We start from the raw sequence: 16,452 nt of genomic DNA, 5'->3' as shown, positions 1-16,452 counted from the left end.
ATTCTATAGAGTACTGGACACACATTGTTGCTTCTTAAAGTATCATTTTAAAACCGTCCTAAATGTCACCCCTCACGCTCTTGACACAGAAAAACAATTAAAATACATATACTTATAAAAAATCCGATTAAAACATCGCCATAGAACAGTGACACCTAGGACGAAAATAGAGAAAAAAACGCATTGCATATTCATTGATCCCTTACTTTCGTCCTAAGTGTCACCCCTCCAACTAGAAGCAATAGATACTATCCTTATAATTCAATACGTTAGAAGGAGTTCTGAAAAATTAGCTTAACCTTCATTTACAGGGTTTTCATTCAAAGGAAGCAAAAAAGCAGGTTATAAAGAAGGAATTGGGTCTTCATCACCCACAAAACAACTTCAATCACGGATAAAAAACAACAATTAGGGAGTTGGATCACAGTTATTGAGAGGTTTAGCCACCAGCAATATCTGGTAAAGGTGACACTTAGGACGGTATTTTGAGGCAGAACTAGCACACTTGATTGTTGAATGTGCTAGTTGGATGGAAATTTACTTCTTTGGTGTGCTAGTTGAAGCTAATCTTCATCATCTGTGACTATTTCATAGTCGGTTACATCAATGACGTCATCTGATTTCTTCATTGATGTACCTTTAGCATCTTTTGACTCTTCACCAAACTTCTTAATAGCGCTTAGGACAGCAGGGGATATATCTTCACCATTCAGCAATAGTTCTCCAATCTGCTCAGTCAATGCGACCATTTCACTCTGCTTTGGTTGAAGGTTGGCATTGATAGCTTTGATTGCTGACCTTGCAAGGGATAGTTTACTTGGGGCCTTTTTAGAAAGCTCCCAGGTAAACTTAAATGCGACAGTCTTGGTACCTTTTCGAACATCCTCGTAGGAAAGACTTTTGAAAATGTGCAACTTATTAAGTTCTTCAATTGCTGGGTTAAGCCAACGTTTCTTAAGAACCGCAGTTCTGTCATACGAAGAGGGCAGTTGCCACCTAGAGCGCATCCAATCAACATCTAGAATTAGGTTATTTCTTAAATTCTTCCACTGATTGATAGCCTCATAAAGCCTCATGGTATAAACGGAAGATAAGTTTCCTGCTTCACCTATCAGCAGCTGTGTATAGTTTGATGTGGTTTGGTTAATGATACTAATCAACTCAGCATTCAAATACAGCACTACATGTCCTCGTTTAGGACGATAGCTCTGTTTAGTGGTCCAGTGGATAGCATCATAAGCTTTTTCACCATCTTTGCTGTCTTCATCAGGAAGATAGATAACCACACTTTTCTCATGTAAAGATTGTGCTGCGCGTTGTATGTCTCTTGATAGGTTTTTCTTCGACTCATCATCTATCTCGAAGTATTCGATGAACTCTTTGTTAGAAATAGTGATCGGATACTGACCATATTCCATTGTTTTTAAATGTTCGGGAGTAGGGTTTTCCTGATTAATCCGCTTGAGGCACATGTATACAAGCCGCTTCTCATAACGAGTAAGGCTATAAGCTGCCGTTGTTAAAGCGTTCGCTTGTCTAACAGTAAGATCGTTTTTGCTGTTGTTCTCGGTCATGATACTGATACACACAATAAGAAATTGTACCAAATGTAACATTGTAGGCTTAAATGTGCCAGTAAGTAAGCAAACCAACCTTATACATACTTATACAGACTTATCCACAACCGAAAGCGTCCTAGATGGCACGGTAAGTCGTCCTAAGCGATCTTCAAATCTTCCTAAATGTAATAGTGTTTCGTCCTAGATGATCTTAAACGAATTCCTAACTACTTGAATTATAAAAACATAGATAAGTTATCAACACCCTAATAAGATCTTAAAAAAGATCTTAATAAGATCAATAAAAATATTATTATTAAATAGTGTCTAGAAATTAATCAGTTAGAAGGGTAAAGGGACGATCTTGGAGAACAAAGAAGTAGTAATAGTTCTTTTTTTGCATGTTAACTCAAAAAGCCACTCAGTAGAGCTATATGAGCTAATTTGCTCTATTTAGACACATATACCGGGTTGTGTCCAATCATAAGCATAGAGGCGCTCTCAGCTTGCATTTGCCCTAAATTTTCAATGACGATCTTTAGATCATTCATTTAATTAACCATTTGGTTTAAGGATCATACGCACGAACACAATGGGTTTAATCTTCCGAGGCTCTCCAGAACCATCATGTCATATAAACAAAGAAAGTTAAAAAATCATACACAAACAACTGTTATAATATGGTATTTACTGTTATACTAATGGGGAATTAACGGTTCTATCCCGTTGAAATATATGTAATAGCTTGGGGGCTAAAATGAAAAGAAGATCTTTTGTAAGTAGAGAAGAACTAAACTACGCTAAAAATTTACTAGTCTCTTATGGCTGTATGAATAAGGTGATTAACAGCGCAATTCAAATGGTAGATGAACTTGATATTGAGCCTGGCCTAAAGTTCCAGGCTAAGATGGGATCATTTAAGAAGGAATTGGATGTAGCTATATCAGCTATAGGAAAACCAGAATCACGTGCCAAGTTCATTCTAAACATAACGAACTTCTTGGTATCATGGTATGAAAGTGGAAATAAGTGCTTAGACAAGTTCTCGGTTGCCAGGTTTTCAATTTTGCTCTTTCATGCTACTGAACTTAAATTAATATCCGCTCGACAACAATTGGATATCATTTATGGGTGTTTGAAAGTTAGCGAGTTACCAAAATCAGACACACATCTGTTAATCCAACTGCCCATAACCCAGGATATCTTCACTTTAGAGAAAGTGCAGTCTCACCAATCTAAGGCTCATGTTATCAACCAAGACGATCATACCCTCGTTCAACTTGATATATCTGATGTTCCAAAAGAAAACCAAAGTGCGATAATTGGTGCGCTAGACGATTTAAGTCTGGATGAGGTCTCACTTTCAAAAGATGGAAAGTACCTTTCATTACTCGCTCCATTAACCTTGGAATGCGGCTTAGAAGATACACTCAAGAAGGTTGAAGCTCTAAAGGCGTGTTCAATGCTTGATGTATTTTGCCAATTTAAACCAATCTCTTTAGAAGAAATAGCTGTTAAGTATTGGGATGGTAAGCAGTACTTTGATGAGCTGGCGACAATGTATAAAGCAAGCTCTCAGTCAGAATCTACTCGACAAACTATAAGCAGTGCACTTGAACTAGTTAATACCGGTTACATTCTGAGTTCTTTAGATGGTTTATCCACTCTTTGTCATCGTTTAGCTGTAGATACGGACAAGGACTATAAATATAAAGGATCGTCAGCTCTATATGAGCTTCTGGACACTCTAAGGGGGTTTTATAGAGACTTACTATGGAAACTCGAAGATATGGGTTATGAGTTTCAATATACATCTGCATTTTCGAACGTGCTTTAGTTGATTTTCGGGGATTCCGATTAATGCTTCCACTAACTAAACACATTAACTCGGATTCCCTTTGCTCCCTGTCGCACTTACAAGGTCATAGCGCTAGATTTTAGCTGTATGTACTGGATAGAAACTAGGCATGGGTATAGAAGTTAATCAGAAACACTTCGACTTGATTTAACGTTTGACACTAATTAATAAATCAGCACTCAGAGGGAAACATTTTGTCAGATTTAGACTTCACAAAGCACTGGACATCCGAACGTACCCGCAAAAAGCAAACAGCTCTAACAAAGCTATCAAATGGACTTCTAAAAGAAGTAGTCGAAGACCCATTCTCTAGAGACTTGTTTGAACTCGAAGAAATTGAAGCGATGAAAGTCGCAGCAAAGGCTTTGAGTAAAGCAAAAGAAAAGTTTACCAAAATTAAAGAGAAGAAAGCCCGTATCGAAAAACGTAAGGCTCAAGAGTTAGCAAACATCAATAAACAAGCGAAAAAATATGCTATTGAGGTATTAGATTCGCTTAATTCCAATCCGGATACTTTTACACGAGAACAGCTGTGCCTATGGGTGACGGTCGCTCACTTTACTAGTTCTGTTTTAGATCCTGAGAGTTGGGAGATAGACATTAACGATAATATTGCTAATCACTATTTAGAGAGTGATCACGCATTAAGAAGGCGTAATGTTTGGACTATGAGAAGTAAGGCTCTAAACGCTTTCGAAAATTATTTTAAAAGAGCATGGCAATTCTCTTTTGAAACAGACTCTTGGGTAGTACGAGTGCCAATTAAAGAGTCCGTAGCACAACTTAAGGCACTAATAAATCATGATGAGTACATCAAAAATGAAAAGCTATATGCTCATTTACTTGAGCCTTTAGAGGCTTACAATCGTGAGGTTGATGCAATTAAACGACGCAAGAACATGAAGTCTATTTAACCAGGAGAAGATTCACCAATGACATACGAAGAATTGTACGCCGACTGGGAGTATTTGTTTAAAAAAGTTGGCTGTGCTGAAGACATGACGGGTGGTTATGTTGACTCTGAAGATTTAGAGGAACTACTTAAAAAGCCAACTAAATCTACAGCAAAGAACTGCTTGAATAGACAGATCGATTATTGGTTCAGAGCTGGAATTCAGTTCGACTATGACCTCAAAGGTAGGTCGGTTTTCGATCTCATAGAAGAGTATCCGAAGATAGAAGAAATCGCAGACAGACACTTTGTTGATTTAGATGATTGTCCCGACCCTTTCGTTAAGACAAATGATTAAAGGGGAAAGCATGGTAGATTTATCTATTTATAATATTCGACCTGAGCCTAAAGAAGCTGTCTGCATTGGCTGCGGGTGTAGTGATAATAATGCATGTTTTGAGAACTCCCAGGCATGTTATTGGCTAAAAGTGGATAGAGAAAAACAGCAAGGTGTTTGCTCAAACTGTCATGACCTTTTGTCTCAGTAAATTTAGGAAATGGATGAATTTTCTATAATCACAATCGCTTAATGCCTAACTATAGGAAGGAAATAATGAGTCGTCTTGAAACACTTATAGAACAGAGCAATGATGAACTTTGTAGTGTGTCAGTCCCTGTTAAAGAACAGTGTCTGAACCGATGCAATGAATGTCCAGTTGATGATGAGTTAATTGGAACGTTGACAACAGATAGTAAGAGCTCAACAGAAGAGTCACCAAATGAGTGAGAAAGTACTTCTAGGCACATTATTGGTTGCAGGTTTTTTGTTAGCAGTGAGATGGGCATTTAAGAGTGATACATCTTCATTTGATGAAGCACTTAACAGGTTTCTATCAAGTGAACAACGAAAAGAGAAGAAAGGTAACTCAAATCCTAGTAGTGCTTACGAACGACGCAGGAAGGCTATGTTTAGCGGCACAGATTCGATGGGTTGCTATCAAAAGCACAAAAAGGCCAACGAAAGGCTTCATCGTAAAAGGTGAACCTTAGATAAAAAAATAGGCCCCATATCATGCAATATGATGACCTGGTTTATTAATTGGTCTGGGATGTATTGGTGTAGGAGAGGAATAAAGTTTCATGCTGGTTGTCTTGAGCATCCACAGATTGAGCGGTCCCATTCAAATACGTTTCTGGACAATTATCATTTTCGGAAAATCAAACATTAGCAATCCATGAACAACTCTATGTCTGGGAAACTACTCCCGAACTCATTATTAAGGTTGATTTAAAACGCCCAGCCCCAATATTCTTATAATCCACCCACAACGCTACCTTGGCTATGCAAATCAAACGAGACTTTGACTACTACCACAACCTTCACAACGTCATTACCCACGCCCTGCTTCATTTGCTGTGTCAGGTTTCCGCATCTTCCCGTTTTGTTCCAGTAAAATCACGCAATGACATACTGATAAAGTACCTTAAGCCAAAGCTCAACGATAAGTCGTTATCGAATATCAAAAAAGACATCAAACTGATGATCAGCTTAGCAAGAAAAAAAGGTGGGAACCTAGAAATGAAACTGCATCAACTTAATTCACAATCGAAGCATACAAAACTCATCGGTGCTGAAAAGCTTTATAACCTACTCGTACACCTTTATGACGTAGAGGGTATCGAATCAAGACTGTTTGAGGAGGGTAGTGAAGCGGAGCCTGGGATTCTTTATATGCTAGAGGAACAAGTCGAACACGGTTTTGACCAAGAACACAATCAACTCACCCCGTTATCGATGCTTATCCAACTAGAGCGTGCACCTGAATTAATTGAATCGATTAATGCTCACGGCCTATTTCTTGCTGAAATGAAAGAGTGGAACACCGAGAAACATCAAGCCCACATCTTAGTACACCCAGCTTAAAAAAGCTGGCTAGCCATCATTTAAACGCCCGCTCATTCTATCTTCCATGAACTGGCTTCACCAGCTAGTTCTAAGTTGGACATAAACGTTTTAGAAATGGCGGCGTACTCTGATGGCTGCCATTAAGTATAAAACTTTAATACTCAGTATCAAACTTATTGCTTAGTAACGAAACTTTATTCCTCACAAACAAATGGAGTTAATGGGTTTGAAAGCTCTCCACTAACAGGGTTCCCCCTAGTCGCCACCGAGGCCCACCCGCCGGACTTACCCCTGCATTACTAAGTCTCGTTCCTCGCCAAGTATTGCCGCTCATGGGCTGTTGTCCACCAGCGCTAGTACGATGCCAACAAAACCCCATTGTCACCGTCCTAGCAGAATGCTGGTGGCCATATGATCCGCCTTCGGCGAGCTAAAAAGCATTTGTAACGCTTTTCTTAACGGCTTCGCCTAAAAAGCTGACCCTCTATCGAGCCCTATTGTGTCGCCTTTGTCCGGCCCAAAGTCCAGATAATAAGTTAATTATATTTCACAAAGGTTAGTGTTTAAATGTGGTATCTATTTGTTGTTTTTTATATAATTATGACATAGTTAAGGCAAGTGAGATCAATTGCTTGGGGGCAGTATGATAAAGGTATTAGAGAAGAAAGTTTCTCTCCATAGAAATAAACTAAGAGTATTCTTCGAAGGGCAGTATTTACTAATGGCGGGTTTTAAAGGAGGGGCTAAGTTTCAGCTTAAGTCTGACCGTACAAAGAAAGAAATTAAAATAGTTATTGATCGTTTCGGCTCTCGACAAGTGACCAACTCAAGACGAAACGGTAAAGAGCGACCTGTCATTGACTTAAAGCACGCTGATTTAGATATTTTCGGAGACCATGTAAAAGCCTACATCAAAGATGGTGAAATCCGAATTGTCGAATTGCATTCAGTCCAAGAGATTCGTGACAGAGAGCTGAGGTTTAAGGATATGACGAGAAATCTTAAGCCTTTAAACCATGCCGTATTCAGCTTTAATTCTAATTTAGTACTCCTTTCTAACGAGTTGGAATACAACTCGCCAATAGAGCTGTTTGATCTAAAGAAGAGTAGCATCAAGGCTGAAGTGATTAGCTTACAAGGTGCGCCAGAGGCTAATTGTTACTTTTACTTAATGACTGCCTTCATCAAAACACTTCAACCATCTGCAATTTTTATAGATACACAGTGGACAGATCCTCTTGAAGCCGCATTTTCACATACTATGAAAAATATGGGTTACGTAAAAAATGATGAATTGAATGGTTACTTATCTAAAAATATCACAGGGGCTGAGCTTGGTTCTGCTTCTGTTGAACTAACTCCGGCTTCACCTATCAAGAAGTTAAGTCTCGATAGAGTGATAAAGACTTGGAGGAATCTCAAACAAAAAGAGCGTGTTCAGAGAGCTATGTCAAAGTACAAAGCGAATATACCTTTATCCACTTCAGATATATTTAATGGTATAGGGGTATTGTGCTCAAGTATTTCCGATGGACTTAAGCGGAGTAAGCTTTCTACTTTCGTAAAGGTAATTGTCGAATCGAGTGAAAGGTACTTCAATGCATGTCTGCAAAATAATCCTGTGTGGGCTGTGGAGGCACCGGAAGAGCAATACGGATTAAATATGCGATTGGAGAGTGTTGATTTGTCCAGAGGTGGCGTTAGAACGGAAGTCAATTCAGGATCGCTGCCTTGCGAAGGGAGTTCCATAAGCGGCAGATCTAAGAACGGAAATAAATTTGCAGAAGCACACAAAAATACAGGCGGGTGTTTTATCGATTTCTTGCATTGGCAGTCGATAACGAATCCAATTATTTCTGTTTTTGAGAATGTTACTTCATTTACTAAATCAAACTCATACGCTGTTATCGTAGATACGTTTAGTAAAGTGTTTGGGTACAACTTTATAAATATGACATTAGCAGGTTCTCAGTTTGGTGCACTTGAAGATAGAAAGAGGCTTTGTGGTATTGGATACTGCAGCTCCTTCAAAGAGGGTTTAAAGGACTTTATGCCCCAAAAGGTAAGGACAACTTATAAATATAGCTGCTTAGCTGATGTACTCGATGATATACCTGAAACTCATGAAAGCTATAAGCCCTATACATATTTAGTGGAAAAGGAAAAGAGAGACATTGCTCAAAAGAAAGGCTTTCGACTCCAGTGGCTTAAGCCTACTGCTACAAAGGTAGGGTGCATAACCAAATCATACCAAAAGTGTCGATCTACCGATCCATTTCTAATCCATAGCAATGGTAAATTAGCTAGGTTATTTACAACTGTTGAACATGCCAAGTGCAAGCAAATACCAGAATCGTTCGTTCGCGATCTGACCGTAGGACTAGCCCACGAATGTTTGGGCCAGTCGGTGATTTACTCGGCCTTTTGTTGGGTTGGTGAATGGGTTGGTAAGTGGCTTAACAATGTGTTAAACACACAATACGAGCGAATGGCGGCATAGAATCTAAATAGAATATCGACCTGCAATAGAGCTCTTTTTTATTGCAGGTTATGAATTTCTCTCCACTAACAGGGGTTCCCCCTAGTCGCCACCGAGGCCCACCCGCCGGACTTACCCCTTGCATTACTAAGTCTCGTTCCTCGCCAAGTATTGCCGCTCATGGCTGTTGTCCACCAGCGCTAGTACGATGCCAACAAACCCCCGTTGTCACCGTCCTAGCAGAATGCTGGTGGCAATATGATTCGCCTTCGGCGAGCTAAAAGCATTTGTATCGCTTTTCTTAACGGCTTCGCCTAAAAAGCTTTCCCTCTGTCGAGCCCCATTGTGGCCCCTTTGTCCAGGCCAGAGTCAATCTAAATAGTTAATTATATTTAACATTTATTTGTGTGTTAATATGGTATTTATTGGGGGTTGTTAGTATAATTAACACATCAAATAAATACGTTAAATCATTTGTTAAACATAGATAGCTTGGGGGCTACAGATGCAAAATTTAGTTAATAAAAAAATCGAGGAATACATTGGAGAAGACAAGGATCTGCTTGAATATAAGAGCCAGCTTGATCCTTCATCAATTGAGCGAGCTTTTAATGGCCAATCTCAATTTCCTGAGCGTCACGCCGCTCAAGCAGTAGTTGACTACTGCAACGCATTACGGACATTCAAAATTTCACTTCATGAGCTGATCAAGTCCACTTCGGAAAGCGCACCATCGAAGGCGTTTAATTGTTCAGTGGAAGAAATTGTTGAAATTGAGTTTGAAGAATTTCAAAGAAAGTTAAAACGCTACTTCGATGAGTACATAAGTGCAGAGTCCAAATGTATCTCATGGCATGTAACAGGGCCAGCGAGATTCCCTGTGGCGAAAGCAGAAAAGGCCAATAAGAATAGTAGGGATAAGCTTAATCAATATGCAGATTATCCTCAGAGAGCCTTAAAAGCCATTGCAAAGAAACTGTTCCCCGATGGGGATGGTTCAGTTGTCAAAATGTCATCAGATAACCCGGTTGAGCAATTAAGAATTAAAATTAGTGAAGCGGAAACAATGCATGGCTACATGAAAATAGCTAATCGTTTAGTGCCAGCTGCATATAAAGCGTCTGAAAATGGAGAGCTTACAGATAATAGTGCTGCTGTACTTGAAAACAAGATGCTTGAACGTGGTATACCTCAAAACCTCCTTAAAACGTTTTTGGAGCCAAATCCAATAGTAAACACTTGGGGACGATTTAGCTTAGCAAACTCAAATGCTAATATCCGACGATTAAAACAACGTTTAGTCGAAGCAGAGCGAGTCGAAGAAAGTCGAAATTCAAACTCATTAGAAGGTGAATTAGAAAATGGAATTAAGCACGGGGTTATTGATGGGCGCATTGGTATTTGGTTAGGTGGTAGGCCACCGAAAGAGGTTACCCAAAGACTAAGAAAGTTTAGCTTCAAATTCTCACCAACCCGAAATAATGCATGGGTTCGCGCTCATACTGTGAATGCTGAGGCGGTATTTAAGAGAGACGTAGTACCATTTCTTGAACAGCTAGATCCTCAAACATTTGATTAAACGCTCCCCAAGCGAAAAGCCCTTGCTTACAAAGCAGGGGCTTTTTTTTGTCCGTATAAATTCAATAAAAGAAATAGAGACCTTGCAAGAAAATTTCTCTCCACTAATAGGGGATACCCCTAGTCGCCACCGAGGCCCACCCGCCGGACTTACCCCAGCATCACTAGGGCTCGTCCCTCACCAAGTTCTGCCGCTCAAGGCTGTTGTCCACCAGCGCTAGTACGATGCCAACAAAACCCCGTTGTCACCGTCCTAGCAGAAAGCTGGTGGCCACATGAATCGCCTTCGGCGAGCTAAAAGCATTTGTATCGCTTTTCTTAACGGCTTCGCCTAAAAAGCTGTCCCTCTGTCGAGCCCCATTGTATCGCCTTTGTCCGGGGTAAAGTCAACCAATATAGTTAAATATACTTAACTATATTTAATGTTTAAATGTGGTATTTTAGGGCGTATTTTAGTATAATTTCCTTAGTTGCTTATGTAACTATCTATTTTAAAACAATTGCTTGGGGGCAATATGAAGATTTCATCATTCGATAAGAAAGTAGTCATTTCATTACTTAATCAGCTGACACCCGAAAAGACTGAAACATCCACGGAGAGAAACGGCGAAATAGACAAAGTAGCCCTAGCTGTTCGATTAGGGAAAATCCGATTCATTAAACAAGAAGACCAGTATGTAGATTTAAAAGCTCTATCTGGTGACCTATTTAATCCTGATGTGAACATCGATATAAGTAAAGAAGAACTTAAGCGAAGTGAAAGTGCTTTTAGAGTGCGCGTTCATCGTGAAGGTGTTTGGATTGTCGAATCGCAATATTGGACCGGGAGAGCTTGGGAAGGTATCGAAGGTATCTCAAACAATGTTATTTGTGGCTTTGTAGGTGATGACTTTGTTGGCTCTGGATACGAACTGGATTTAGGTCGCGAAGCACTTACTGCATACAATAGCCAACCCCTAGACGCGCTTGGCTTTGTAATTGATCCGTTCCGTCAAGAATAGTAATCGGTAAATCTAACGTGTATAGAGGGCTCAATGGCCCTCTTTTTTATAAAAAGTTGCTTGGGGGCAGTATGGACAGAATCATAAAGATCAACGAAGAAAAGAAGGCACAAGTAAAAAAAGCACTTACACTAGCATTCAAGTGCGTAAATGCTATTCAAGGCAAACGTCTTAGAAGCATCCGAACCCAACCTATTCAGAGCAAATACGGAAATTCCGACAAGGTGCTAGCATGCTGGTACAAACAGGTACGTGAATTCGAAACCAAACTTGGGTACTTACTGGATGATTTAAATACGGTGCTCCCTTACCTGGAGTGGGTCAATCAAGTACAAGATTTAGGAATCAAAAAATCTGAATGCAAAGGCCAACTTTTAGAGGTTGATTACATTACATGTAATCTCCTTACCAATCTGATTTACAAGTGTACCGCTTTTACAGAATCCTCAGAACACCAAGTAGGTCGATTTACATTCCACGAAATACTTCATGAGTTCATAAATTTAATGACTGTAAGGCATGCACTTGTTTACGGGCTACCACCTAAAATTGAAACAGTCTTCCTAAAGATGATCCGCAATAAACAATCAAGCTTTTTTAAGAATGGCTTTATCCCAGATCTGTTTGTTGTTGATGCTTGCAGTGAGATCAATAACACACTTAAAGCCATTAAATGTAGTAAAGATCGCGTATCTACCCACTCTGTAGAGCCTGGGTATAAGCTTACAGCTGAAGAAGCTAGCTACTACGATTTATATATACTGTAGAAAAATTTGACTGGTCATTATGGCCAGTCAAGCGCTCTCCACTAACAGGGGTCCCCCCTAGTCGCCACCGAGGCCCACCCGCCGGACTTACCCCTTGCAATGCTAGGCCTCGTGCCTCGCCAAGTATTGCCGCTCAAGGCTGTTGTCCACCAGCGCTAGGACATTGCCAACCAACCCCCGTTGTCACCGTCCTAGCAGAATTCTGGTGGCCATATGATTCGCCTTCGGCGAGCTAAAAGCATTTGTATCGCTTTTCTTAACGACTTCGCCTAAAAAGCTTTCCCTCTGTCGAGCCCCATTGTGGCCCCTTTGTCCGGGCCAAAGTCAACAAATATAGTTAATTATATTTAACAATCATATGTGTATTAATATGGTATTTATGTGTGAGGTTAGATATAATTATTAACAGTTAATCAATGATATACATTGCTTGGGGGCAGTATGGAAAATTTAGCATTAAAGTTAGTACCCGTTTCAGAACAATTTGAATCAGAATCCTTTTATCAAACACCTGAAGAGATCAAGAAGGAGTTCGAGGTCTCCTCAAAAACTTCAATCGCACGTAAATCTGTTAGTGCCCCATTAAAACAGTTTCTCTCACAGTTCCCTCATTTAGTGTCAGCCCCAGCTTTGAACTATGCGAAAGGGCGTGAACAAGAAAGTAAGGACACTCAAGCTATATACGATTTATCAGGTATGTGTGCAGAGTACGATTACACATTTTGTCCTGATCTAGACATTCTTAAAGCGCATTACTCATTTGTATATTGTGGATATTGCACCAATGTATTGCCCCCTTTACCCAGAAAACAGGTCTGGAAAAACCTAGCTAAGCTCTGTAGTCAAGAGGGCGGCATAGTCGTTGTTTCAGCTCGCTCTAATACGGACCGAGGAATTAAGGGAGTACCGGAGTTTGATGGGTTTCGTACACTCCGAGGTACGTATCAAAAAGGATATTTTAAAGATGAGTTGTTTTTTGAGGCGAAAGAAGTCTTTTCCCACGTAATAGAGCTCAAAACAAAGGGCGCATTTAGGATGGTCATTTGTTCACACTCGAACATCAATTTAGACCAAGGGGAAGGCTAATGTTTGATATCAACAACCAATATACAACAGTTGAGCTTAGCACTGGCCATATAAAGGAAGGAGATGTAGTTGCCCTTGATGAAATCTCTAAGGAAGAATTTTCATTAGTAGCAAAACGAAATACGGGCTATTTCATTAAATTGCATACACAACACGATTTAAATATCCGTAAAGAATATTCTGACGAGCTAAATTTTATTCTTTCGAAAGCAGCCCAATTGGGTTTTAAGTGTGTAGAGTTAGATTCAGATGCAGGAGAAGAGCGATCATTGCCGATCTTTGAGTGGTCCTAACCTATAGAATTTAGCCATCGTCTCGGTGGCTAAATTGCTCTCCACTAATAGGGGTTCCCCCTAGTCGCCACCGAGGCCCACCCGCCGGACTTACCCCTGCATCCCTAAGGCTCGTTCCTCACCAAGTGCTGCCGCTCAAGGCTGTTGTCCACCAGCGCTAGTACGATGCCAACAAACCCCCGTTGTCACCGTCCTAGCAGAATGCTGGTGGCCATATGAATCGCCTTCGGCGAGCAAAAAGCATTTGTATCGCTTTTCCTAACGGCTTCGCCTAAAAAGCTGACCCTCTATCGAGCCCTATTGTGTCGCCTTTGTCCGGCCAAAAGTCAATAAATAAAGTTAAATATATTTAACTAAATTTAGTGTTGTTATGTGGTATTTAATAGTCTATTTGGTATAATGGCTATTATGGATTGGGGCAGAAATGCTTTAATCGTTGATTGATATTCAGGGCTTGGGGGCTTTATGAAAATTATCGTAACTGAAGGTGCATTTAAAGGTTGCAAGGGAGCACTACTTGAAGTGCTGGAAGATGGATTCTCTTATGTAAAACTTGAGACTTCAAAGGGTAGTGAAATTAAAGTTGTTTTGCGGGGCAATGAGTTTGACCAATATACGGAGTTTTTAACTTCAGTTCGATTTGGCTCTTCAGAGAGCAAAGCTTTCGTTGTCAGTGCTATCAATCCTAAGCATGCAGCCTATATTGCAGCCCAGAACATTAAAGAGTGTTGTAAAAATGAAAATGTTCATGACTTTTTTGTCGATTTGGTAGCTGACCGGGAATTCAATATCAGTCAAGGATTTCAGTTCTCATCCAAAGAGCTAGAGCAAGATTTGTTTACTGGCTTAATAGCTTAATCTCAAGGAGTAAGAGAGGAATATCCATGCTGAAATATATTGAAAATAGCTTAACTTCAATACCATTGTGCGAATCAAGGTTTACTTCTGGAGAGGAGGTCATTGTCGTTAATGGTTATGGCTTAGTTCTGCAAGGCTTCAAAGTGATAGGTTTCTCACAACCGTGTCAAGAGAGGCAAGCCTATATTCACTTAGATTGGGACTGCTATTGGTTCTCATTACCAGATAGCAGGGTATTTAAAACCTATGAGCTGAGCTCTTTTTATCGTATCTACTCACCAACCAAAGGATTTTTAGGTTTGGACGATGATAACAGCCTGATCTGGCTCAGTAACTCGCAATACAGTGAACTTTACAGTCAAACCACAAAAGACAATTTTTCAGCTACTTCAATGTGTGAAAACGGTGTTGCTGATGCTGTTTATGTTAAAGCATTAGACTCAGAACCTACCAGGGATTAACGCTCCCCAAGCGACCAGCCCCGGCAATATTGTCGGGGTTTTTTTTGTCTCTCGTGTTAATGAAATCATAGAACTAAAATAGAAACTTAAAATTGCTCTCCACTAATAGGGGGTTCCCCTAGTCGCCACCGAGGCCCACCCGCCGGACTTACCCCAGCATCACTAGGGCTCGTCCCTCACCAAGTTCTGCCGCTCAAGGCTGTTGTCCACCAGCGCTAGTACGATTCCAACCAACCCCCGTTGTCACCGTCCTAGCAGAATGCTGGTGGCCATATGAATCGCCTTCGGCAAGCAAAAAGCATTTGTATCGCTTTTCTTAACGGCTTCGCCTAAAAAGCTGACCCTCTATCGAGCCCTATTGTGACGCCTTTGTCCGGGGCAAAGTCAATGTGATTAGTTAATTATATTTTACTTTATTTAGTGTTTAAATATGGTATTTGTCTATGGGGTTAGATATAATTATTACCAGTTAATCAATTAGATATATTGCTTGGGGGCATTATGGAAATTACAACATTTATAGACGAAGATGGTCTGTCATTCATTCTTTCACAATCATTAGGAAATGTTGAGGTGCTTTATGACTGCGGCTCTTCCGTACTTCTAGACACCCCTAGTAAAGCGGAATACAAAAAAAAATTTGGTGCTAGTCGTCCCTCAAGAGCAATAGTTGTTCACAGCGATACAAAGCCCAATTGCTTAAAGAGTCTGTTCATTATCAACAATATGAAAATGTCGGCACCCTTAGAAGACACTTTCTATTACCAATGGCTGGAGAGAAATGAGTGCGATACTCGCCAGGTAACAGGCAATAAGATCATTGATAAAGCCAATTTTTTGAACGCTCTTGGTTTCCACCCAGACATTCACTTCATCAGTGAGGATACTTTGACTGTAATCAAGCATGCACATGACCATTTCTTTTTCAACAAACTTAATGAGAAAGAGCAATCTGATGATCACTCCATTGAACATGAACTGTCATTGCTTCTACCAATAGACAACACACTAGTATTACCTCAAAAGCAGCTGAAGCACTACAAAGCGATAAAGAACTTATTACTTAAGGCTGGAGGCAAATACAAAAAAGGTGCATTTCATTTCGAGTATAGAAACGTAGTTGATATACAAAAGAAACTTATCGAAGGAGAAGAGCTCAATGATAAGAAAAAATACCAAATGTTTTTCTCTCCGGACACTCTAGCAGATGAAATGATGATTGACTTAGATCTCAGGCCTGAACATAGATGGATGGAACCTAGTTGCGGCGATGGTAGGTGTGCAAATCGTATGGCTCGAATTAGTGATAATGGTGTTGCTATCGAGCTGAACCCTCAGAACTTCGACATGCTTAAGCATCATAGATACGCAACTCACTGTATGGACTTTATGGAGTACCCTGAGGGTAATAAGTTCGACCGTATTTTGGCTAACCCCCCATTCAATAAGCACCAGGACATTAAGCATATAAGAAAGATGTTCAATCACTTAGACATCGGTGGCCGCTTAGTTACCATAGCAAGTGATGGAGCGGTTAACGGGACCCGTAGAATTCAAAGAGAATTCCAAGAATGGCTGAAGGAGCTGGGCGCATCGGTCACTAGTTGTAAAGAAGGGACTTTCTCCGAATCTGGTACACAAGTGAAGACTGTAAAAATAGTGATTTCAAAAGGTAAATCTAATGAGTGTTAAATGTATAGCAAGACCTAAAGAA

16 protein-coding genes are annotated in these 16,452 nt (G+C 40.2%); 15 read left to right on the top strand and 1 reads right to left on the bottom strand.

What is annotated here, in order from left to right:
• Window positions 1-563 precede the first annotated feature (563 nt).
• Window positions 564-1,574, bottom strand: a complete 1,011-nt coding sequence (locus R7190_RS20630; RefSeq protein ID WP_158083951.1) for a RepB family plasmid replication initiator protein — start codon at window positions 1,572-1,574, stop codon at window positions 564-566.
• A 742-nt stretch (window positions 1,575-2,316) separates the two neighbouring features.
• On the opposite strand from R7190_RS20630, the gene R7190_RS20625 reads away from it, so the two are divergent.
• The 15 genes from R7190_RS20625 to R7190_RS20555 all read left to right on the top strand — a co-directional run bounded on the left by R7190_RS20625 (window position 2,317) and on the right by R7190_RS20555 (window position 16,430).
• Window positions 2,317-3,396, top strand: a complete 1,080-nt coding sequence (locus tag R7190_RS20625) for a hypothetical protein (RefSeq protein ID WP_025633934.1) — start codon at window positions 2,317-2,319, stop codon at window positions 3,394-3,396.
• Between the two features lie 215 nt (window positions 3,397-3,611).
• A complete protein-coding gene (locus R7190_RS20620; RefSeq protein WP_025633933.1) occupies window positions 3,612-4,331 on the top strand; it encodes a hypothetical protein in 720 nt (239 codons plus the stop codon).
• A gap of 18 nt (window positions 4,332-4,349) precedes the next feature.
• On the top strand, window positions 4,350-4,667 hold the full coding sequence (locus R7190_RS20615) for a hypothetical protein (RefSeq protein ID WP_025633931.1): 318 nt from the start codon (window positions 4,350-4,352) through the stop codon (window positions 4,665-4,667).
• Between the two features lie 255 nt (window positions 4,668-4,922).
• Window positions 4,923-5,096: a hypothetical protein gene (locus R7190_RS20610; RefSeq protein WP_155486753.1), complete on the top strand. Its 174-nt coding sequence runs from the start codon at window positions 4,923-4,925 to the stop codon at window positions 5,094-5,096.
• Window positions 5,089-5,352, top strand: coding sequence for a hypothetical protein (locus R7190_RS20605; protein ID WP_025633930.1), 264 nt, complete (start codon window positions 5,089-5,091; stop codon window positions 5,350-5,352). Before R7190_RS20610 ends, R7190_RS20605 begins: the two co-directional genes overlap by 8 nt.
• Before the next feature lie 299 nt (window positions 5,353-5,651).
• Complete coding sequence (locus R7190_RS20600; protein WP_054574998.1) at window positions 5,652-6,233, top strand: DUF2913 family protein; 582 nt, start codon at window positions 5,652-5,654, stop codon at window positions 6,231-6,233.
• A gap of 625 nt (window positions 6,234-6,858) precedes the next feature.
• Complete coding sequence (locus R7190_RS20595) at window positions 6,859-8,715, top strand: DNA cytosine methyltransferase (RefSeq protein ID WP_025636632.1); 1,857 nt, start codon at window positions 6,859-6,861, stop codon at window positions 8,713-8,715.
• A gap of 484 nt (window positions 8,716-9,199) precedes the next feature.
• Window positions 9,200-10,273, top strand: a complete 1,074-nt coding sequence (locus R7190_RS20590) for a hypothetical protein (protein WP_025636739.1) — start codon at window positions 9,200-9,202, stop codon at window positions 10,271-10,273.
• Between the two features lie 514 nt (window positions 10,274-10,787).
• On the top strand, window positions 10,788-11,273 hold the full coding sequence (locus R7190_RS20585) for a hypothetical protein (protein WP_025636715.1): 486 nt from the start codon (window positions 10,788-10,790) through the stop codon (window positions 11,271-11,273).
• A 71-nt stretch (window positions 11,274-11,344) separates the two neighbouring features.
• The gene (locus tag R7190_RS20580; protein ID WP_025636716.1) at window positions 11,345-12,040 is read left to right on the top strand and encodes a hypothetical protein; all 696 of its coding nucleotides are present in this window, start codon (window positions 11,345-11,347) and stop codon (window positions 12,038-12,040) included.
• A gap of 441 nt (window positions 12,041-12,481) precedes the next feature.
• Entirely contained in the window at window positions 12,482-13,126 is a 645-nt protein-coding gene (locus R7190_RS20575; RefSeq protein ID WP_025636769.1) for a hypothetical protein, read from the top strand.
• Window positions 13,126-13,419: a hypothetical protein gene (locus tag R7190_RS20570; protein ID WP_025636768.1), complete on the top strand. Its 294-nt coding sequence runs from the start codon at window positions 13,126-13,128 to the stop codon at window positions 13,417-13,419. Before R7190_RS20575 ends, R7190_RS20570 begins: the two co-directional genes overlap by 1 nt.
• A 465-nt stretch (window positions 13,420-13,884) precedes the next feature.
• Window positions 13,885-14,277 carry a hypothetical protein gene (locus R7190_RS20565; protein ID WP_025636765.1) on the top strand — a complete coding sequence of 131 codons (393 nt, stop codon included), beginning with the start codon at window positions 13,885-13,887 and terminating at the stop codon, window positions 14,275-14,277.
• Between the two features lie 26 nt (window positions 14,278-14,303).
• Window positions 14,304-14,738, top strand: coding sequence for a hypothetical protein (locus tag R7190_RS20560; protein ID WP_025636763.1), 435 nt, complete (start codon window positions 14,304-14,306; stop codon window positions 14,736-14,738).
• A 501-nt stretch (window positions 14,739-15,239) separates the two neighbouring features.
• Window positions 15,240-16,430 carry a class I SAM-dependent methyltransferase gene (locus tag R7190_RS20555; RefSeq protein WP_025636575.1) on the top strand — a complete coding sequence of 397 codons (1,191 nt, stop codon included), beginning with the start codon at window positions 15,240-15,242 and terminating at the stop codon, window positions 16,428-16,430.
• The last annotated feature ends 22 nt before the right edge of the window (window positions 16,431-16,452 follow it).

The sequence above is a fragment of the Vibrio sp. 1078-1 genome (assembly GCF_033340475.1).
This window is presented reverse-complemented; position numbering and strand designations above follow the sequence as displayed.